The following is an 18,467-nucleotide window of genomic DNA, read 5'->3' as shown; positions in this document are numbered from 1 at the left end:
TCACAAACGCGCCTGACGAACCGCGCCGCTGCGCGACTTGGCCATCGCCGCCAGACGCACCGCCACGTTCGCCGCGCCATAGCCGGCGTAGCCATTCTTGCGCTGCAGGATCTCGAAGAAAAACCGCCCCTCGAACGGTTCGGTGTACACGTGAAACAGCTCACCCCCCTGGGCATCGCGGTCGTACAGCACGTTGTAATACGCCAGCTCGCTGAGGAACTCGTCGTCGAAATCAAACCGGGCGGCAAGGTCGTCATAGTAATTGAGCGGGATATCCAGCAGCGGCACCCCGGCGTCCTTGGCTCGGCGCACCTCGGCGAAAATATCCGCGCAGTCGAAGGCAATGTGGTGCACACCCGAGCCGCGATAGCTCGACAGTGCGTGGGAAATGGCCGTGTTGCGGTTCTCGGAGATATTCAGCGGCAGGCGAATCGAGCTGCAGCGGCTGCGCAGCGCGCGGCTTTTCACCAGCCCGTAAGGGTCAGGCAGCACCACTTCGTCATCGGCCTCGAAGTCGAGCAGGCTCTTGTAGAACAGCACCCAGCTGTCGAGGCTGTCGGCCGGCAGCGCCATGGCCATATGGTCGATGCGCAGCAGCCCGCCGCTGGCGGAAGGCGCCGATTGCAGGTTGAAATCGGTGTCGTACAGGCCGCCTTCGCTGGGGTCCACCAGGTAGATCAGGCTGCCATCCGGCGCACGCACGGCGGCCAGCTCCAGTTCATTGGGCCCGACCAGCCCGCGATAGGGCTGGCCCTTGAAGGCCACGGCACGTTGCAGCGCCTTGGCGCTGTCCTTGACCCGAATCGCCGTGGCACACAACGACGGCCCATGGGCCTCGAAGAAGTTGTGGGCGAAGGAGTAGGGTTCGCAATTGAGGATCAGGTTGATATCGCCCTGACGCAGCAGGCTCACATTTTTCGAGCGGTGCTGCCCGGCCCTGGCAAAACCCAGGCGTTCCAGCCAATGGGTGAGTTTGGCGCCGAGGCTTTCATCCACGGCGAATTCGAGGAACTCAATGCCGTCGTACTCGCTGGCGGCAGGCGTTTCAAAGAGGATATCGACCGGCGCGGCAGGTGCTTGCTCGGCCAGGCGCTGACGGGTTTTCTCTTCCAGGTACAGCAGCGAGCGCAGGCCGTCGGCGGCATTCGCGCGCGTGGGGGCGGCCCGAAAACCATCGTTGAAGATTTCCAGGGACAGCGGCCCGCTGTAGCCGCTCTGGATGATCGGCGCAAGAAACCCCGCGAGGTCGAACTCACCCTGACCCGGGAAGCAGCGGAAATGCCGGCTCCACTCCAGCACATCCATCGCCAGGATCGGCGCGTCGGCCATTTGCACAAAGAAAATCTTGTCGCCCGGTATCTGGGCAATGCCACTCGGGTCGCCCTTGAGCGACAGCGTATGGAAACTGTCGAGCAGCACGCCCAGGGCGGGATGATCGACCTGGCGCACCAGGTTCCACACCTGCTGCCAAGTATTCACATGCTTGCCCCAGGCCAGCGCTTCGTAGCCAATGCGCACGCCACGACGACCGGCGTGTTCGGCCAAAAGGCTGAGGTCATCGAGCAGGATGCGTTCATCGCCCACGCAATCGGCCGAGGCGTTGCTGCATACCAGCACCAGGTCGGTGCCCAGTTCCTGCATCAAGTCGAACTTGCGTTCGGCGCGCTCCAGGTTGCGCGCCAGGCGGTCGCGGCGGCAGCCTTCAAAGTCGCGAAACGGCTGGAACAACGTGATGGCAATTCCGAGGTCGGCGCACATTTGTCTAACTTCGCGCGGACTCCCGTCGTAATACAACAGGTCGTTCTCGAAGATCTCAACCCCATCAAAACCGGCGGCGGCAATGGCTTCGAGCTTTTCCGGCAGGGTGCCGCTCAAGGAAACGGTAGCGATGGATCGTTGCATGGAGTTCTCCCGGCACGTGTTGTTTGTGGCAAATTATTCGCCCCCAGCCTACACGCAGCAATCATAATGTACGAACCGGTTAGTTTTTGGTGCGATTATCGAACACTAGCCGATTTGGCGAATTGACGATTTTTTAACCGCTGCGCACCATCGATCTCGTAAGAAAAGACCCAGAACACACCATAAAAATTTCAAAAAAACGGGTACGACCTCATGCCTTTGCAAAACCCTACCCTGGCCACGCGCCCGGGCACCCCGCACGCCGGCATCGGCGACAAGATCCGCGGCGCCCTGGCCGTGGGTAAAACTCGCTGGGGCATGCTGGCCCTGGTGTTCTTCGCCACCACGCTCAACTACATCGACCGCGCCGCCCTGGGCGTGATGCAACCGATCCTCGCCAAGGAAATGAGCTGGACGGCGATGGACTACGCCAACATCAACTTCTGGTTTCAGGTGGGCTACGCCATCGGCTTCGTGCTGCAGGGCCGCTTGATCGACCGGGTGGGTGTGAAGCGCGTGTTCTTCTGCGCCGTGCTGTTGTGGAGCCTGGCCACCGGCGCGCACGGCCTGGCCACCTCGGCAGTGGGCTTTATGGTGTGCCGCTTTATCCTGGGCCTGACCGAAGCCGCCAACTACCCGGCCTGCGTCAAGACCACCCGCCTGTGGTTCCCGGCCGGTGAACGCGCAGTGGCCACCGGTATCTTCAACGCCGGCACCAACGTCGGCGCCATGATGACGCCGATGCTGCTGCCGTTGATCCTGCACGTGTGGGGCTGGCAGGCGGCGTTCCTGTGCATGGCGTCGCTGGGCGCGCTGTGGCTGGTGTTCTGGGGTTTGAAGTACTACAACCCGGAAGACCATCCGAGCGTTAAACAATCGGAACTGGACTACGTGCAACGGGAAATCGAGCCGGAGCAACCGGGCGTTCCGTTCAGCCGCATCCTGCGCATGCGCGGCACCTGGGCCTTCGCCATCGCCTACGCCCTGACCGCCCCGGTGTTCTGGTTCTACCTGTATTGGCTGCCGCCGTTCCTGAACCAGCAATACAACCTGGGCATCAACGTGACGCAGATGGGCATCCCGCTGATCATCATCTACCTCACCGCCGACTTCGGCAGCGTGGGCGGCGGTATCCTGTCGTCGTTCCTGATCGGCCGTGGCATGAACTCGATCAAGGCACGGCTGCTGTCGATGCTGCTGTTCGCCTGCTGCATCGTCGGCGTGATCATGGCGGCCGGCTCCAGCCAGCTGTGGGTCGCGGTGTTTGCCATCTCCCTGGCCATCGGCGCGCACCAGGCCTGGACCGCCAACATCTGGAGCCTGGTGATGGACTACACGCCCAAGCACATGATGAGCACGGTGTTCGGGTTCGGCGGGATGTGCGCGGCCATCGGCGGCATGTTCATGACCCAGATCGTCGGCCACATCCTCACGGTGACCAACAACAACTACACGGTGCTGTTCACCCTGATCCCGGCGATGTACTTCATTGCGCTGACCTGGATGTACTTCATGGCCCCGCGCAAGATCCCGACGGTAGACGTGTAACTCAACGACGCCGCTGCTGCCAGGCAGCGGCCAGCCCGCTCATGCAGATCACCCCGATGCCGACCACCGTGGTCATGTCGGGGGTATGACTGAACACCAGCCAGCCCAACAACCCCGCAAACACGATCTGGCAATAGCCGAACGGCGCCAGCAAGGCCGGCGCCGCGAAGCGGAACGCCTGGGTCAACATCAAGTGGGCAGTCATGCCGCAAGTGCCCAGTGCCAGCATCATCACCCCATGCCACAGGCTCGGCACATGCCAGAAGAACGGCACCATCGCACTCATCACCAGGGTGTTGCACAGCCCGGCGAAAAAGTTGCTGGTGGTGGGCGTGTCGTATTGGCTGAGGATGCGCGTGAGCAACTGGTAGAAGCAGAAGAACAGCGCCGAGCACAACGGCAGCAGCACCGCCGGGGTAAACAGCTCGCCGCCGGGATGGATGATGATCACCACGCCGATGAACCCGCAGATCACCGCCAGCCACTGGCCCCGCGTAACGTGCTCGCCCAGCAGCGGCACCGACAGCGCGGTCACCAGGATGGGCGCGAGGAAGTTCACCGCCGTGGCTTCCGCCAGCGGGATGTAATGCAGCGCCGTGGTGAAAAACAGGCTGGTGCCCAGCAGGCACAATGCTCGCACCACCTGCATGCCGGGGCGTTTGCTGCGCAGTACGCGCAGGCCCGACTGCGGCAGGAAAATCCCGGCCATCAGCAAGGTGTGCACCATGTAGCGCGCCCACACCACCATCACGATCGGGTAGAACCCGGCGAGGTATTTGGACAGCGCGTCGTGGCTGGAGAACAGGAACGTCGCCACCACAATCAACAGGATGCCTTTGAACGGATGGTTGACACCGGAAAGCGGGGTACTGACAGTCATTGAATTCTCTTGGGTGGCGAGTTAAACGCGATGGCACTCAACCGAATAATCTAGCAGCCGGGCGTGGGTCTGCCCTCAGAGCATAACCAAACACCGGGCGAACAGCGCACTAAATCACCGGGTTTGGGTCCAACCCTGCACGTTCACTGCCGTATTGCACATTTTTTAACCAAGGCCTGCCTGCCATGAAAAAAACCTTGTTCCTGCTCTCCACCCTGGCCTTGCTCGCCGCCTGTAACCATGAGGACAAGGCACCGGCCAAACCTGCGCCGCCCTCGGTGCAGGCGAGCCTGGTGCCGCCCACCCCGCCCACCGACCAATGGGTGGGCAAATGGATCGGCGTCGAAGGCCTGAACCTCACCATCGCCAAGGACGACGCCATTGGCCGTGGGCACTACATCCTGACCATGCAATACGGCCTGGATGCCGAGGACACCGGCACCTTCAAGGGTGAAGAAGCCGAGGACGGTATCGCCTTCACCCGCCCGGACGGCCCGCAGATACTGCGCGCCGGGGACGGTGAGGCCACGGGTCTTAAATGGCTGGCGGATAAAAAAGACTGCCTGATCGTCGCCACCGGCGAAGGCTATTGCCGCCAATAAGGCCATACTTCATCAATATTTTTGTAGGACCTTTCATCAAGAGGATTGCACCATGCTATGGAAAAAAGGCCGACGCAGCGACAACGTGGTGGATGCCCGGGATGACAGTGGCGGCGGCGGTGGCGGCATGCGCTTCGGCGGCGGCAAGGGCCTGAGCCTCACGGCGATTGTGCTGATCGTCGGCATTGGCTGGCTGACCGGCCAGAACCCGATGCAGATCCTCAGCGAGCTGACCGGCCAGGCCGAGCAAGCGCCTTCGGTGAGCCCGCAAACACGTCAGGCACCACCGGCCAACGACGAGCAGGCTGATTTTGTGCGCGCCGTGCTGGGCGACACCGAAGACACCTGGGGCCAGGTGTTCAAGGAAAACGGCCTGACCTACACCAACCCGAAACTGATTCTGTTCCGTGGCCGGGTGAATTCCGCCTGCGGTGGGGCCACCTCGGCCAGCGGCCCGTTCTACTGCCCGGCCGACCAGCAGGTGTACCTGGACCTGGATTTCTTCCGGGAAATGTCACAACGTTTCCAGGCCGCCGGCGACTTCGCCCAGGCCTACGTGATCGCCCACGAAGTCGGCCATCACGTGCAGACGCTGCTCGGCATCTCGGCCAAGATTCAGACCGCCCGCCAGCAGGGCCGTCCGATGGAAGGCGACGGTGGCCTGCTGGTTCGCCAGGAGCTGCAAGCCGACTGCTTTGCCGGGGTATGGGCCAACCGTGCGCAAAAGCGCCTGAACTGGCTGGAACCGGGCGATATCGAAGAAGCGCTGAATGCCGCCAACGCGATTGGCGATGACCGCTTGCAGCAACAGGGTCAGGGCCGCGTGGTGCCTGACTCGTTTACCCACGGCACCTCGGCACAGCGGGTTCGCTGGTTCAAGACCGGCTTCGCAGGTGGCCAGATCACTCAATGCGACACCTTTGCGGCCAAGAGTCTCTAAATGAACAAACCATGGGGTGTGCTGCTGGGTCTGCTGGTGTGCTGTTCAACCCTGGCGGCCGAACACGGCGTCAAGGAGGTCAGCCCTGACCGCTTTCACCTGCAGGCCGGCGACCTGAGCCTGGGCTTGAGCCAGGACTGGCGCCAGCCGATGCCCCAGGTCACGCGGGCGCTGATCATCGTGCATGGTCGCCTGCGCAACGCGCAGACCTACCTGCACAGCGGGGTCGATGCCGCCCGCCAGGCCGGCGTCGGCGCTGAAACACTGGTGATCGCGCCGCAGTTTCTCAACCAGGCGGACGTGAAGCGCAATCACCTGAGCGATCAGTTGCTGCGCTGGCATGGCAATGACTGGATGGGCGGCGCATCGTCCACCGGCCCGGGCCAGATCAGCTCGTTTGCTGCGCTGGACCAGATCATCAAGCACCTGGGCGACCGTAAACTGTTCCCGGCGCTGAAACAGATCGTGGTCGCCGGCCACTCCGGCGGCGGCCAGGTGGTGCAGCGCTTCGCCCTCACCGGCCAGGCTCACCCGCCCCTGCAAATCGAAGGCATCAGCCTGCGTTACGTGGTGGCCAACCCCTCATCCTATGCGTACTTCAGCCCGCAACGCCCGGTGAAGTTCGACGCCGCCCGCTGCCCGGGCTTCAACGACTGGAAATACGGCATGCAAAACCTGCCCGACTACGCCAAGGACCAGGGGCCCCAGCAGTTGGAACAGGCCTACGTGTCGCGGGATATCACCTACCTGCTGGGCCAGCAGGACACCGACCCCAACCATCCGGCGCTGGATAAAAGCTGCGAAGCTGAAACCCAGGGCGCGTATCGGTTGATTCGTGGGCACAACTATTTTGACTACCTCAAGCTGCGTCATCCGCAGTTGAGCCACAGGCTGGTGGAAGTGCCGGGTGTGGGGCATGACGGCGACAGGATGTTCACCTCGCCGGAGGGCCAGAAAGCCCTGTTCAACTGACGAAACCGGATAAACATGTGGGTGGGGGCTTGCTCCCTTCCACCTTTTGATTTCTATTGACTGGCCTGAATCATCCGGCGCAACGCCGTGCAATCCTCGGCATGCCAATCAGCCAGCTCCGGCCACGGGTTCTCCGGCAGGTTCACCAACACCGTCCGCGTTCCCGCCGCCCTTCCGCAATCCAGGTCGAAGCGGTAATCCCCCACCATCACCATCTCGCCCGGTGCCACGCCCCAGGCAGTCGCCAGCTTCAACAATCCACCCGGTGCCGGCTTGGGCGGTGCGTCTTCACGGCCCAGCACATCCGCCACCGCAAAGCAGTCCGCCAGGCCAATCGCCGCCAGCGTGACGTGGGCCAGCTCCCGCGCGTTGCGGGTCAGGATGCCCAGGCGATAACCGCGTTGGGCCAGTTCGCGCACCAGCGCCACCGCACCCTCGGCTGCCGTCGAGGCCAGCGCCAGTTCGCGCTCATGCGCCAGCAGCCAGGCATGTTTGGCCGCTGCGATATCGGCCGGCAACCCGGCCAGATGGGTGAGGATATCGTCTTCGGGCGGTATGCCCAGGGCCACGCGAATGGCCGCAAAGTCATGCACCGCCACGGTGAGGGTGCCGTCCATGTCGAACACCCAATGTTTAACCTCTGCCAGGCTCATGCCCAGTCCTTGCGATGACGAATCAGGCCTTCCTGAGTCACCGACGCCACCAGTTGCCCGGCGCGGTTGTACACGCTGCCCCGCGAGAACCCACGGGAATTACCGGCCCACGGACTGTCCATGGCGTAGAGCAGCCAGTCGTCGGCGCGCAGGTCGGCGTGGAACCACAGCGCGTGGTCGAGGCTCGCGACCTGCATATCCTTTTGCCACACGGTCTTGCCATGGGGCAGCAGCGAGGTGGTCAGCAGGCCGAAGTCCGAGGCGTAGGCCAGCAGGTACTTGTGCAGCGCCGGCGCATCCGCCAGGGCGCCATCGGCGCGAAACCACACGTATTTGACCGGGTCGGACGGCTGCGGGTTAAACGGGTCGCGCTCGGTGACCGGGCGTACTTCGATGGGCTTGGGGCACAGCAGCTTGTCGCGCATGTGCTCGGGGATCAAGTGCGCGCGCTGCTGGGTCAGCTCCAGCTCCGACGGCAGGTTTTCCGGCCCCACCACGACAGGCATGGTGGTCTGGTGCTCGAAGCCTTCCTCGTCATACTGGAATGACGCACTGCAGGTGAAAATCGGGTTGCCCTTCTGGATCGCCGTCACCCGGCGCGTGCTGAAACTGCCGCCGTCACGCACGCGGTCCACCGAATACACCACCGGCAAGGCGGCATCACCTGGGCGCAGGAAATAACCGTGCAGGGAATGCACATGGCGCGCTTCTTCCACGGTCTGGCTGGCGGCCGACAACGACTGGCCGAGCACCTGACCGCCGAACAACTGGCGAAACCCCAGGTCCTGGCTGCGGCCGCGAAAGAGGTTTTCCTCAATCGGTTCCAGGGTCAGCAAGTCCACCAGATCTTCCAATACTTGGCTCATAGAGCAACTCCTAAAATCTACGGGGCATTCCGGGCTGCTTATCCGTGCAGCGTGTCCAACCATTGGGCGCGGGTGATGCGATACAAAACATGTGGGCGCAGCGGGTCATCGGCTGCGACCTTGGGGTGTTCAAAATCTGCCTGGGGATCGTAATGCATACCGATGGCCTGCATGACTTTCTGCGATGGCAAATTGGCCTCGGTGGTGAAGGCGACGATTTCATCCAGCTGCAAGCGGTCGAACCCACAGCGCAGCGCGGTCCAGGCCGCCTCGCTGGCATAACCCAGCCCCCAGTGTTCGCGGGCCAGGCGCCAGCCGATTTCCAGCGCTGGGGTAAAACCTGCCTCAAAGCTGACATGCTGCAAGCCGGTAAGCCCGATGAATTCGCCGCTGTCCTTGCGCTGCAAGGCCCACTGGCCAAAGCCGAATTCAGCGAAATGGCCGCGAATACGGCCGATCAACGCGGCGCTTTCCAGGTGGCTCAAGGTGGCCGGGAAATAGCGCATCACCTGCGGGTCGGCGCACATGCGTGCAAATTCCGGCAGGTCGCTGTCGCGCCATTGGCGCATGATCAGGCGTGCGCTGTGCAGTTCGAGTATCGGCTCCATGGGTCCCCTCCCTTGCCATGTGCGAGAGTGTACAGCGCTGGTAAGATCCTTCGCAGGTTCCCGTCAGAAAATCCCATGCCTTTGCCATTGATCTACCACGATGACTACAGCCCTGAGTTCCCGGCAGACCACCGGTTTCCCATGGACAAGTTTCGCCTGTTGCGCGACCACCTGGTGTCCAGCGGGCTGACCGAAGACAGCCGTCTGCTGCGCCCAGAGTTGTGCTCGCCGCAGATTCTGGCCCTGGCCCACGAACCTGGCTACATCGCACGCTACATGAGCGGTGAACTGTCCCGCGAAGACCAGCGTCGCCTCGGCCTGCCCTGGAGCGAAGCCCTGGCCAGGCGTACCGTGCGTGCGGTCGGCGGTTCCCTGCTCGCCGCCGAACAAGCCCTCGAACACGGCCTGGCCTGTCACCTGGCCGGCGGCACCCACCACGCCCATTACGATTACCCGGCGGGCTTCTGCATCTTCAATGACCTGGCGGTAATCAGCCATTACCTGCTGGCCAGCGCCCGGGTCAACCGCGTGCTGATCTTCGACTGCGACGTGCACCAGGGCGACGGCACCGCACGCATTCTCCACGACACGCCGGAAGCCATCACCGTGTCGCTGCACTGCGAAAAGAACTTCCCCGCGCGCAAGGCCCAAAGCGACTGGGATATTCCGCTGCCCATGGGCATGGGCGACGCCGATTACCTCAAGGTGGTCGACGATGCGCTCAACTACCTGCTGCCGCTGTACCAGCCCGACCTGGTGCTGTACGACGCCGGCGTGGATGTGCACAAGGACGACGCCCTCGGTTACCTCAAGCTGACAGACTCAGGCGTCGCCGCCCGCGATGAAGCCGTCATGCGCCACTGCCTGGGTCGCGACATTCCAGTGATGGGCGTGATCGGCGGCGGCTACAGCAAGGACCGCCCGGCCCTCGCGCGCCGCCACGGCATCCTGCACCACAGCGCGCAGCGGGTGTGGACGTCATCAGGGTGTCACTGAACGCTGGGCGTTACCCACAATGGCTGTGGAACGGCCTGTGGATAACTTGAGCGTAAGCGCCTGTAGGCATTTATCCGCAAGACCTGCAGAAAACTGTATGTTTTTTGATCAGGCAGCCGGCGTCGCGTCCGGTAGAATGCCCCGCTTATTCACAGCACCGTAGCCCTGCCCATGCCTCAGACCCCACCTCACCACGTCACCCTCATCGGCGGCGGCCCAGCCGGGCTGATGGCCGCCGAAGTCCTGAGCCGGGCCGGCGTGCGCGTGGACCTGTACGACGGCATGCCCTCGGTGGGGCGCAAATTCCTGCTGGCGGGGGTGGGCGGCATGAACATCACCCACTCCGAAGCACACCCGGCGTTCGTGGCCCGCTATGCCGAACGCGCGCCGCACCTGGCGCCGTTGCTGCGTGAGTTTGGTGCCGAGGCATTGTGCGAATGGATCCACGGCCTGGGCATCCAGACCTTTATCGGCACCTCCGGCCGCGTATTTCCTGCCGACATGAAAGCCGCGCCGCTGCTGCGCGCCTGGCTCAAGCGCCTGCGCGACCAGGGCGTGGTTATCCACACCCGGCATCGCTGGTTGGGCTGGAACAGTGAGGGCGATTTACTTATCCACAGCCCGGAGGGCGAGAAGACCGTGCGCAGTGATGCCGTGCTGCTGGCCTTGGGCGGCGGCAGTTGGTCACGACTGGGTTCCGATGGCGCCTGGCTCAAGTTGCTGGAAGACAAAGGCGTGCCCTATGTTCGTCTGCAACCGAGCAACTGCGGGTTTGAGGTGTCGGCCTGGAGCGAATTGATGGTCAGCAAATTCGCTGGCGCGCCGTTGAAGAATGTCGCCATCGGGCTGGGCGACGACAAGCCCCGGCTGGGCGAATGCGTGATCACCGCCACCGGCATCGAGGGCAGCCTGATCTATGCGCTGTCGGCGCCGATACGTGAGGCCATCAACCGTGACGGCGCGGCCACCGTGCATATTGATCTGCTGCCCAGCAAGCCGCTGCACACCGTGCAGGCCGCACTGGCCAAACCGCGCGGTTCGCGCTCGATGAGCAAGCATTTGCACAGTCAACTGGGAGTGGACGGCGTCAAGGCGGCGCTGTTGCGCGAGTTGACGCCGGCTGAGCACTTCAATGATCCCGCGCAGCTGGCGGTGGATATCAAGGCATTGCCGTTGACCCTGGTGAAGACGCGCCCCATCGATGAGGCCATCAGCACCGCAGGCGGTGTGCCGTTTGAGGCGCTGGATGAGCGCTTGATGCTCAAGCAATTGCCGGGGATTTTCTGTGCGGGGGAGATGCTGGATTGGGAGGCGCCGACCGGGGGGTATTTGCTGACGGGGTGTTTTGCCAGTGGCAGAGCGGCTGGGCGGGGGATGCTGAACTGGCTTCAGCGCTGATCGTTGTGCTGTCTTCGGGCCCGCCATCGCAGGCAAGCCAGCTCCCACAGTTTGAATGTATTCACAGATCAAAACTGTGGGAGGCGGCTTGCTCCCGATAGGGCCATCAGCAGCGCCGCAAAATCACTTCTTCTTGCGCGGCCCGGTATTGAACACCGGCACCTTGCGCACCGGCTTGATCGACGGCTCAACCGGCGCCGAGTCGCCACTCTCCACCCACTTGCCCAAATTGCGCTTGCCACCACCACCGCCAGACGCCTTGGGCTTTTTCGGCTTTTTCGGCTTCTTCACCACCTGCCCACTGGCATCCGTGTCCGGCACGCGGTGCTCGGGTTCGAAGTCCGGCTCCATCTTGCGGGTCAGGGTCTGACGCGTGAGCATCTCGATGGCCGACAGCATGTTCACTTCATCGGCGCACACCAGGGAAATCGCTTCCCCGGTATTGCCCGCACGCCCGGTACGGCCGATGCGGTGGATGTAATCTTCGGCAACGATCGGCAGATCGAAGTTGACCACCAGCGGCAGGTCTTCGATGTCCAGGCCACGGGCCGCCACGTCGGTGGCCACCAGAATCTGCACGTCGCTGCTCTTGAAACGGTCCAGCGCACGCTGGCGCGTGGCCTGGGGTTTATCACCATGAATGCCGTCGGCGTTGATGCCCAACCCTTGCAGCTTGTCCACCAGCGCATCCACGCCGTTGCGGGTCTTGGCGAACACCAGCACCTGCTTCCAGCGGCCCTTGCGCATCAGGTGCACAAACAGCTCGGCCTTGCGCTTCTTGTCCACCGGCACCACCCACTGCTTCACGGTGTTGGCGGCGACGTTGCGCGGGCTGACTTCAATGCTCAGCGGGTCGTTGAGCATCTGCCCGGCCAGCGTGCGAATCTCATCGGAGAAGGTCGCGGAGAACAGCAGGGTCTGACGCTTTTTCGGCAGCATGCGGTAGATGTTCGCCAGCTCTTCGGAGAAGCCCAGGTCGAGCATGCGGTCGGCTTCATCCAGCACCAGGGTTTGCAACTGGTTGAGTTTCAGCGCGTTCTGGCGGAACAGATCGATCAGGCGGCCGGGCGTGGCGACCAGAATATCGACACCCTTGCGCAGCTTCATCATCTGCGGGTTGATGCTCACGCCGCCATACACCGCGTAGGTGGTGAGCGGCAGGTTCTGCGCGTACTCGGCAACGCTGGCGTGAACCTGCTCGGCCAACTCGCGGGTCGGGCACAGGATCAGCGCGCGCGCCGAGTTGGCGGCGACTTTCGGCCCCTCCATCGTCAGCAATTGCAGCAGAGGCAAGGCGAAACCGGCAGTCTTGCCGGTGCCGGTCTGGGCCGCTGCCATCAGGTCGCGACCGGCCAGCACCGCCGGAATGGCTTGCGCCTGCACTGGCGTCGGGGTCTGGTAGCCAAGCGTCTCAAGGGCGCGCAGCAAGGGTTCGATCAGGCCAAGGGTGGCGAAAGTCATGTGTTTACCGTAGGAAAAATTCAGCGCAAAAGCGTAATGCGCGGCAGTTTACCTTATTTCCGGTTTGGGCTTGCGCCATTGGGGCAGGCTGATCAGCAACACGGCGCTGATGATCACCAGCATCGCGAAGGCCTCCTCCAGGCCGATGGTTTCACCCACGAAGACGATCCCCAGCAAGACGGCGACGGCCGGGTTCACATAGGCATAGCTGGTGGCCGCCGCCGGGCGTACGTTTTTGAGCAGGTACATATAAGCGTTGAACGCGATGATCGAGCCGAATACGGTCAGGTAGGCCAGGGCCAGCCAGCCTTCCAGCGGCGGCAGGGCTTTGAGGTGCTCGCCGGACAGCGCACTGACCAGCAACAGCGCCACACCCGCCACGAGCATTTCCGCCGCACTGGCCATGGCGCCCTGGGGCAGCGACAGTTGCCGGCTCCACACCGAGCCAAACGCCCAGGAGGCCGCTGCTATCAACAGCAGCACTGCGCCCATCGGGCTCGATTGCAGTGTGCTGCCCATGTTGAGCATGGCGATGCCGATAATCCCCAGAATCACCCCCGCCCACTCCAGCCGCGTATTGCGCGCGCCCCAGAAATAGCCGCACAGCAAGGTAAACAGTGGCACCGTCGCCACGGCCAGCGCAGCCACACCGGACGACACACCCATATGCTCGGCCACACTGACGCCGCCATTGCCCACCGTGAGCAGCAAAATACCGATCATGCCGGCGGCCTTCCACTGCGGCCAGGTCGGCGCCGGCACGCCACGCCATCTGAGAAAGCCATACATCAACGCGCCCGCCGTGCAGAACCGAATCCCCGCCAGCAACAACGGCGGCCAGTATTCCACGCCAATGCGAATCACCAGGTAAGTGGAGCCCCAGATGACGTACAGCGCGAAAAAGGCAGCGATCAAGGGCAAGGGAAAGCGACGGGGGCCAGGCATGGGGCGGCTCTATGGCAGGAGAAGAGGGGCTTATTTTAGGAAAGCGGACTGTTAAACATAAGTTACAAAACCTGTTTAAACGGGCCGTACACTTTTCGGAAGGGGGTGGCTGGTCTACTGAATAGACGAGCGCTGAGCGATTAAATCGATAACCTGCCCGATCGTAGTGATGTGATCCCAGTCATCCTGAGTCGCGCGCAGTTTGAACTGCCATTTGATCTGCATGACGAAGCAAGTCAGGTCATCATCAATAATCTTGAAGTCATGGACGAAGTCGGTTTGCTCCGTCACCTGAGTTCGGTCGATGAAGCCAATGATATCGACGAATAACTGAATGACTTTTTCGCTGATATCGGCTCTGGTCAGATCACCTTCCATTTCTTGCCTCATAGGCACACTTGCCAATACTGACTAAATCAAAGATCGCCAGCCCCGCTGCAACGAAGGGAATACCTCGCCCGATAATCCCGAATACCCGAACGGTGCCAAACGTTGCTTTTGCCATTCTGGCCACCGTTGGTTGCCTGATCAATGTACGAGGAAAAAAACGCATTCCAATCAAGCTCGCCAGATTCGTCGTTTTGCTGGAACCGACGTGGACCCAGGCGCCCACGGCAATTTTGCTGATGGGTATACCTGCTGCGCCAGTGATAAGCGTTGCTGCAGTCAAGCCGTAGTGCTGCTGCGTACATTTCCATAGCTCATCAAACGTAGTGCCAGGCGCCGAAGAGTCCGAATGAATGGGCCGCACTAACTGGTAGCTGGCTCCATGGTTCCAGCCCGTTGAATCAGGCAACACCATGACTGCCGGGCAGCTTGTCATCGTGTTCCCCAAATGAAACGCCATGTTTGAGGCTGAGCCGAAATCAATGCCTTTTGATTTGAGTTCAAACATGCCCCGCATGATCGCCGTATGAAGATCGCTTTCCTGCATGACGTAGTCCTTTTACGTAAATGACAGGCGCAATGTTAGGTCGAGGCAAAGGGCGATAAATGGGCGAAGAAAAAAACAGAAAGATCTGACGGTGCGTTAGCTGATCGGCCTACTGACCATTCAGAAAAAGCGGAAAGGGCTCCACAAACAGCTGATAGTTTAGTGGCCAGCAAGACCGATCCCTATCATTTGCGGGACGTTTCCGAGAGAATCCCACAGCCTTGTTTCCGTCGGATCAGGTAGCTAGTCTCGCTCGGTCATTGAGTTTTCGGTGACCGGACGTGCAAGTCCGGCGGCAATAAGAATTACAAATCAACGCAGCTTAGCGCTCAGCTTTTGCTTGGTGCTTGCCAGTTATGGCAGCTGTGCGTGGGAGACCCTCGGGTCTGCTGGGTTTTACTTCTTGCCCCGGTCTTGCACACCTACGCACAGTTGCCACCCTCTTCGCGTGCAAGCGGACGGTGCCAACTTCTTCCAGCAAGGAGTTTCACCATGGTCAAAGTCACCCCCGATCCACCCCGCTTCCCCAGCGAAGACGCCCTGCTCCATCGCCGCGCCACCGACCACTATCTCAAAGCGTCCGCCCCGGATGCGCCCACCTTCATCCTGAATGACAACCTGAGCTTCGAAGACGCCCTGGCCCATGCGGCGGATTTGCTGCAGTGCGCAGTGGAGACAGCGCATTCGTCCAGGGACGCCATGAATGCGCAACAGCGGGCAGTGATGCATTTGGTGGAAATGGCGAGAGGGGTGGTGGATCGGGCGTTGGAGTGTGTGCAACCTGGATGATCACCGCATAACCCATGTGGGAGGGGGCTTGCTCCCGATGGCGGTGGTTCAGTTGCACATCAGTTGCCTGACACACCGCCATCGGGAGCAAGCCCCCTCCCACATTTGGATTTTCAGTATTCTTGAGAGGGTGGCAGGCTCAAAACCCGCGATGTTTCTTCAGGTGCTCATTGATCTTCGCCGCCGGCACTTTCTGCAAGGTGCACAGCAGGTCGTGGGACAGTTCGCGCAAGCCGTGGGTGCGCCGTAACTCCTGGGCCAGATGCGCCGTGAGGTTGGCCGCCATCTCCGCATCCGCCAGCGCCCGGTGGGCCTTGCCGGTATGGGGCAGTTGCGCGTAGCTGTTGAGAGTGCCGAGTTTGTGGTTCGGCGCAGCCGGCATCAGGCGGCGGGCAAGCAGCAGGGAGCAGGCGAATTTTTGCAGGCGGGTGCGGCGGATCAGGCCCAGCTCGAAGTCCCAGAACTTCTGGTCGAACGCGGCGTTATGCGCCAACAGCGGCGTGGTGCCGACGAATTCGTTGACTTCATTCATCACGCGCTCGGCCGGCGGTGCGCTGCGCAACATCGCGTTGCTGATCCCGGTGAGCTGTTCGATAAAGCCGGGCACGCGTACGCCGGCGTTCATCAGGCTCTGATAACGGTCGACGATTTGCCCACGCTCAAGAATGACCACGCCAATTTCCGTCGCGCGGCAGTGGCTGCTCGGCGTGATGCCGGTGGTCTCAAAGTCGATGACCGCTATACGTTCCAAACCTGTTTGCACTCCGTCCAACTATTTATTTGAGCAGCAACGCGCCTTCAATCGGCACGTAGCGGCTGGCGGCGCGTATCAGCGAATTGGCGGTCAGGCCCGGTACGCCGTAGGCCACAGCCTCAACGCCATGTTTATTGATGACGCGGTCGAGCAGCATGTCGAAGTCGCCGTCACCGGAGGCCAGCACGATTTCGTCGACGTGGTCGGCGGCGTCCATGATATCGAGGGTGATGCCCACGTCCCAATCGCCCTTGGCCGAGCCGTCGCTGCGCTGGATGTACGGCTTGAGTTTTACCGTAAAACCCAGGTTGCGCAGGATCTGCTGGAATTGCTGCTGCTTGCTGTCGCCACGGTCGATGGCATACGCATACGCCTCGACGATCTGCCCGCGCGCGCTGATGTCAGCCCACAGCGCGGCATAGTTGAAGTGGCAACCATAGGCCTGGCGCACGGTGTAGTAGAGGTTTTGTACATCGGCGAACACTGCAATTTTCTTCACCGCACTTCCTCATGACAGCCAGGCGCCAGGGCCAGGAAAGGGTGCCAGTATGCCAGCCACAGGAACGTTTCCGGGAAAAATCAGACCGGGACGACAGCGCGCCCCGGTCCCGGTGTGTCAGACGAAGGTATCGTCGTCGCCGAAGGAAGAGGAGTCGTCGACATAATCGTTGTCGGCGAAGCTGTCGGTGTTGTTGCCGCCCCAGCTGTCATTGCCGGCAAATTTCTGGTCGTCGTTGCCCCAGTTGCCTTGATCGCTGGCCGGCGCCGGTTGTTCGATGATTTCCTCCACCACCTGCGGCTGCTGGTTGTGGTGGAACAGGCTGCTGATGCCTTCGGCCAGCAACACACCACCGGCCACGCCAGCGGCAGTTTTCATCGCGCCGCCCAGGAAACCGCTGCCCATGGGTGCTGCAGCCGCCGCCTGGGGTGGTTGCTGGTAGTTCTGCTGCGGCGCAGGCTGGCCGAACGCAGGCCGCGCGGGTTCACGCCAGCCACCGCTGGCATTGGACGGCGCAGGCTGGGTATCGCGCGAGCTGCCGCCAAAGATGCTCGACAGAAAACCACCGCCGCTCGCCGGCGCCGGTTGCGCGGATTTGGCCCGCTGCAACTCGTCCTGCAGTTGCTGGATCTGCTGCGCCTGCTGCTTGTTCTGCGCGTCCAGGCTTTTCAGCGCCTGCTCCTGCACCAGGATCGACTGGGTCATGTAGTACCCGGCGGCCGGTTGGCGAGTCATGTGCTCCTTGATCCGCGCTTCGGCCTGGGCGTCGCGGGGGGCTGAGTCCGTTTCGGCTTGTTGCAACCGTGAAAACAGTCCATCGATCAGGGTTTGCTCTTCGCTGTTCATGGCGACCTCGTTAGATTGCCGGTAGAAATCAGGGTCCTGCCTGTGATCAGGCCAGGTGCATGCTAGTTATGGGGGTGTTACGAGTTGTTTCAATGGTCTTTACGCAAGGTTTACGTTTGCGTCGCTGCGAGTCTGATCGGTTAAAGTGTTCCTTTATTTACAGGCCTGCGATAACCCTGATGAATCCGTTAGACGTACTGCGCGACTCTTTCCGCTTTACCCGGCACAACCTCGGCGCCATCGTGCAATTGTGTTTGCCGCTGGTGATCCTCGAAGCCTTGCTGCAACAGATACTGGACCACACGCTGGGCGCGGACGCGTTTGCCGGTTACAGCGTGGTGGTAGGTTTACTGGTGTACCCGCTGTACACCGGTGCGCTGATCCTGTTTCTCGACGCCCGCACCCGTGGCGAGTCGCCACGCACCCGCGATGTGTGGGCCATGGCCCTGGCCCTGTGGCCACGCTTCGCCCTGCTGACCGCCATGAGCACGCTGCTGATATTGGCGGGGCTGTCGCTGTATTTCCTGCCGGGGCTGTGGCTGATGGTGGTGCTGGCATTCGCCGAATACCTGCTGGTGTTGCGCGGCATGTCGGCCCTGGAGGCGATGAAGGAAAGTCTGCGCCTGACCCGTGGGCATTTCTGGCGAATCCTGGTGTGCCTGCTGTGCGTGATGACGCCGCTGTGGCTGCTCAAGGGCGCGAGCGTGGCGGCCTACCCTGAGCCGGCGCCGCTGCTGGGCCTGGTGATGGACAGCGCGCACAGCTTTCTGCAGCTGTTTACCAGTGTGGTGCTGTTCCGTTTATTCATGTTGATCGGTGGCGATGCCGACGCGCGGTGATATGCTCACGGCCACTTCTGAAACGCCATAAGCCG

20 protein-coding genes are annotated in these 18,467 nt (G+C 61.9%); 8 read left to right on the top strand and 12 right to left on the bottom strand.

Annotated features, from left to right (window positions below; genetic code table 11):
- Nucleotides 1-1,902: a 3-dehydroshikimate dehydratase QuiC gene (gene quiC, locus ACXX81_RS01675; protein WP_209985059.1), complete on the bottom strand. Its 1,902-nt coding sequence runs from the start codon at nt 1,900-1,902 to the stop codon at nt 1-3.
- A 213-nt stretch (nt 1,903-2,115) separates the two neighbouring features.
- Between quiC and ACXX81_RS01670 the strand changes: the two genes are divergently transcribed.
- Nucleotides 2,116-3,450 carry an MFS transporter gene (locus ACXX81_RS01670; RefSeq protein ID WP_057008664.1) on the top strand — a complete coding sequence of 445 codons (1,335 nt, stop codon included), beginning with the start codon at nt 2,116-2,118 and terminating at the stop codon, nt 3,448-3,450.
- Nucleotide 3,451: 1 nt separating this feature from the next.
- Here ACXX81_RS01670 and ACXX81_RS01665 read toward each other — a convergent pair whose 3' ends face one another.
- Nucleotides 3,452-4,330, bottom strand: coding sequence for a DMT family transporter (locus tag ACXX81_RS01665; RefSeq protein ID WP_209985063.1), 879 nt, complete (start codon nt 4,328-4,330; stop codon nt 3,452-3,454).
- Between the two features lie 185 nt (nt 4,331-4,515).
- On the opposite strand from ACXX81_RS01665, the gene ACXX81_RS01660 reads away from it, so the two are divergent.
- The 3 genes from ACXX81_RS01660 to ACXX81_RS01650 are packed head-to-tail and all read left to right on the top strand — an operon-like array spanning nt 4,516 to nt 6,844.
- Complete coding sequence (locus tag ACXX81_RS01660; protein ID WP_209985065.1) at nt 4,516-4,932, top strand: lipoprotein; 417 nt, start codon at nt 4,516-4,518, stop codon at nt 4,930-4,932.
- A gap of 52 nt (nt 4,933-4,984) precedes the next feature.
- Nucleotides 4,985-5,872, top strand: coding sequence for a KPN_02809 family neutral zinc metallopeptidase (gene ypfJ / locus ACXX81_RS01655; protein ID WP_057008662.1), 888 nt, complete (start codon nt 4,985-4,987; stop codon nt 5,870-5,872).
- Nucleotides 5,873-6,844, top strand: coding sequence for an alpha/beta fold hydrolase (locus ACXX81_RS01650; RefSeq protein ID WP_209985068.1), 972 nt, complete (start codon nt 5,873-5,875; stop codon nt 6,842-6,844). It begins immediately after the preceding gene.
- A gap of 53 nt (nt 6,845-6,897) precedes the next feature.
- Here the strand turns inward: ACXX81_RS01650 and ACXX81_RS01645 are convergent, their stop codons facing one another.
- The 3 genes from ACXX81_RS01645 to ACXX81_RS01635 are packed head-to-tail and all read right to left on the bottom strand — an operon-like array spanning nt 6,898 to nt 8,971.
- Nucleotides 6,898-7,497, bottom strand: coding sequence for an HAD family hydrolase (locus ACXX81_RS01645; RefSeq protein WP_209985071.1), 600 nt, complete (start codon nt 7,495-7,497; stop codon nt 6,898-6,900).
- Entirely contained in the window at nt 7,494-8,363 is an 870-nt protein-coding gene (tesB, locus tag ACXX81_RS01640) for an acyl-CoA thioesterase II (RefSeq protein ID WP_209985074.1), read from the bottom strand. Before tesB ends, ACXX81_RS01645 begins: the two co-directional genes overlap by 4 nt.
- A 38-nt stretch (nt 8,364-8,401) precedes the next feature.
- Nucleotides 8,402-8,971 carry a GNAT family N-acetyltransferase gene (locus tag ACXX81_RS01635; protein ID WP_209985077.1) on the bottom strand — a complete coding sequence of 190 codons (570 nt, stop codon included), beginning with the start codon at nt 8,969-8,971 and terminating at the stop codon, nt 8,402-8,404.
- A 75-nt stretch (nt 8,972-9,046) separates the two neighbouring features.
- Between ACXX81_RS01635 and ACXX81_RS01630 the strand changes: the two genes are divergently transcribed.
- Both ACXX81_RS01630 and ACXX81_RS01625 read left to right on the top strand, forming a co-directional pair.
- Complete coding sequence (locus ACXX81_RS01630) at nt 9,047-9,967, top strand: histone deacetylase family protein (RefSeq protein ID WP_209985080.1); 921 nt, start codon at nt 9,047-9,049, stop codon at nt 9,965-9,967.
- Nucleotides 9,968-10,138: 171 nt separating this feature from the next.
- Nucleotides 10,139-11,365: a TIGR03862 family flavoprotein gene (locus ACXX81_RS01625; protein ID WP_458571111.1), complete on the top strand. Its 1,227-nt coding sequence runs from the start codon at nt 10,139-10,141 to the stop codon at nt 11,363-11,365.
- Nucleotides 11,366-11,488: 123 nt separating this feature from the next.
- Here ACXX81_RS01625 and rhlE1 read toward each other — a convergent pair whose 3' ends face one another.
- The 4 genes from rhlE1 to ACXX81_RS01605 form a co-directional block, all read right to left on the bottom strand.
- Nucleotides 11,489-12,826 carry an RNA helicase RhlE1 gene (rhlE1, locus tag ACXX81_RS01620; protein WP_209985088.1) on the bottom strand — a complete coding sequence of 446 codons (1,338 nt, stop codon included), beginning with the start codon at nt 12,824-12,826 and terminating at the stop codon, nt 11,489-11,491.
- A 48-nt stretch (nt 12,827-12,874) separates the two neighbouring features.
- On the bottom strand, nt 12,875-13,771 hold the full coding sequence (gene yedA, locus ACXX81_RS01615) for a drug/metabolite exporter YedA (RefSeq protein WP_209985091.1): 897 nt from the start codon (nt 13,769-13,771) through the stop codon (nt 12,875-12,877).
- A gap of 114 nt (nt 13,772-13,885) precedes the next feature.
- Nucleotides 13,886-14,149 carry an acyl carrier protein gene (locus tag ACXX81_RS01610; protein ID WP_209985093.1) on the bottom strand — a complete coding sequence of 88 codons (264 nt, stop codon included), beginning with the start codon at nt 14,147-14,149 and terminating at the stop codon, nt 13,886-13,888.
- Entirely contained in the window at nt 14,139-14,705 is a 567-nt protein-coding gene (locus ACXX81_RS01605; protein ID WP_209985096.1) for a hypothetical protein, read from the bottom strand. Before ACXX81_RS01605 ends, ACXX81_RS01610 begins: the two co-directional genes overlap by 11 nt.
- A 492-nt stretch (nt 14,706-15,197) precedes the next feature.
- On the opposite strand from ACXX81_RS01605, the gene ACXX81_RS01600 reads away from it, so the two are divergent.
- Nucleotides 15,198-15,494 (top strand): DUF6124 family protein, encoded by a 297-nt coding sequence (locus ACXX81_RS01600; RefSeq protein WP_209985100.1) that lies wholly within the window; start codon nt 15,198-15,200, stop codon nt 15,492-15,494.
- Between the two features lie 139 nt (nt 15,495-15,633).
- On the opposite strand, the gene ACXX81_RS01595 is transcribed toward ACXX81_RS01600, so the two are convergent.
- From ACXX81_RS01595 to ACXX81_RS01585, 3 genes are all read right to left on the bottom strand, one after another.
- A complete protein-coding gene (locus ACXX81_RS01595; RefSeq protein ID WP_231422584.1) occupies nt 15,634-16,245 on the bottom strand; it encodes a 3'-5' exonuclease in 612 nt (203 codons plus the stop codon).
- A gap of 25 nt (nt 16,246-16,270) precedes the next feature.
- Nucleotides 16,271-16,747, bottom strand: coding sequence for a LabA-like NYN domain-containing protein (locus tag ACXX81_RS01590; protein WP_003236960.1), 477 nt, complete (start codon nt 16,745-16,747; stop codon nt 16,271-16,273).
- A gap of 117 nt (nt 16,748-16,864) precedes the next feature.
- Entirely contained in the window at nt 16,865-17,593 is a 729-nt protein-coding gene (locus ACXX81_RS01585) for a DUF2076 domain-containing protein (protein WP_458571110.1), read from the bottom strand.
- A 179-nt stretch (nt 17,594-17,772) separates the two neighbouring features.
- Between ACXX81_RS01585 and ACXX81_RS01580 the strand changes: the two genes are divergently transcribed.
- Complete coding sequence (locus ACXX81_RS01580) at nt 17,773-18,432, top strand: DUF7847 domain-containing protein (RefSeq protein ID WP_209985110.1); 660 nt, start codon at nt 17,773-17,775, stop codon at nt 18,430-18,432.
- Nucleotides 18,433-18,467: the final 35 nt, after the last annotated feature.

This window comes from Pseudomonas sp. GNP013 (assembly GCF_054343995.1).
This window is presented reverse-complemented; position numbering and strand designations above follow the sequence as displayed.

Bases quoted from the DNA above. Each gene is read 5' to 3' on its own strand.
- ypfJ (WP_057008662.1), top strand. From the start codon at position 4,985: ATGCTATGGAAAAAAGGCCGACGCAGCGACAACGTGGTGGATGCCCGG.
- ACXX81_RS01670 (WP_057008664.1), top strand. From the start codon at position 2,116: ATGCCTTTGCAAAACCCTACCCTGGCCACGCGCCCGGGCACCCCGCAC.
- quiC (WP_209985059.1), bottom strand. From the start codon at position 1,902: ATGCAACGATCCATCGCTACCGTTTCCTTGAGCGGCACCCTGCCGGAA.
- ACXX81_RS01665 (WP_209985063.1), bottom strand. From the start codon at position 4,330: ATGACTGTCAGTACCCCGCTTTCCGGTGTCAACCATCCGTTCAAAGGC.
- ACXX81_RS01585 (WP_458571110.1), bottom strand. From the start codon at position 17,593: ATGAACAGCGAAGAGCAAACCCTGATCGATGGACTGTTTTCACGGTTG.
- ACXX81_RS01610 (WP_209985093.1), bottom strand. From the start codon at position 14,149: ATGGAAGGTGATCTGACCAGAGCCGATATCAGCGAAAAAGTCATTCAG.
- ACXX81_RS01605 (WP_209985096.1), bottom strand. From the start codon at position 14,705: ATGCAGGAAAGCGATCTTCATACGGCGATCATGCGGGGCATGTTTGAA.
- ACXX81_RS01600 (WP_209985100.1), top strand. From the start codon at position 15,198: ATGGTCAAAGTCACCCCCGATCCACCCCGCTTCCCCAGCGAAGACGCC.
- yedA (WP_209985091.1), bottom strand. From the start codon at position 13,771: ATGCCTGGCCCCCGTCGCTTTCCCTTGCCCTTGATCGCTGCCTTTTTC.
- rhlE1 (WP_209985088.1), bottom strand. From the start codon at position 12,826: ATGACTTTCGCCACCCTTGGCCTGATCGAACCCTTGCTGCGCGCCCTT.
- ACXX81_RS01650 (WP_209985068.1), top strand. From the start codon at position 5,873: ATGAACAAACCATGGGGTGTGCTGCTGGGTCTGCTGGTGTGCTGTTCA.
- ACXX81_RS01645 (WP_209985071.1), bottom strand. From the start codon at position 7,497: ATGAGCCTGGCAGAGGTTAAACATTGGGTGTTCGACATGGACGGCACC.
- ACXX81_RS01635 (WP_209985077.1), bottom strand. From the start codon at position 8,971: ATGGAGCCGATACTCGAACTGCACAGCGCACGCCTGATCATGCGCCAA.
- ACXX81_RS01630 (WP_209985080.1), top strand. From the start codon at position 9,047: ATGCCTTTGCCATTGATCTACCACGATGACTACAGCCCTGAGTTCCCG.
- ACXX81_RS01580 (WP_209985110.1), top strand. From the start codon at position 17,773: ATGAATCCGTTAGACGTACTGCGCGACTCTTTCCGCTTTACCCGGCAC.
- tesB (WP_209985074.1), bottom strand. From the start codon at position 8,363: ATGAGCCAAGTATTGGAAGATCTGGTGGACTTGCTGACCCTGGAACCG.
- ACXX81_RS01625 (WP_458571111.1), top strand. From the start codon at position 10,139: ATGCCTCAGACCCCACCTCACCACGTCACCCTCATCGGCGGCGGCCCA.
- ACXX81_RS01660 (WP_209985065.1), top strand. From the start codon at position 4,516: ATGAAAAAAACCTTGTTCCTGCTCTCCACCCTGGCCTTGCTCGCCGCC.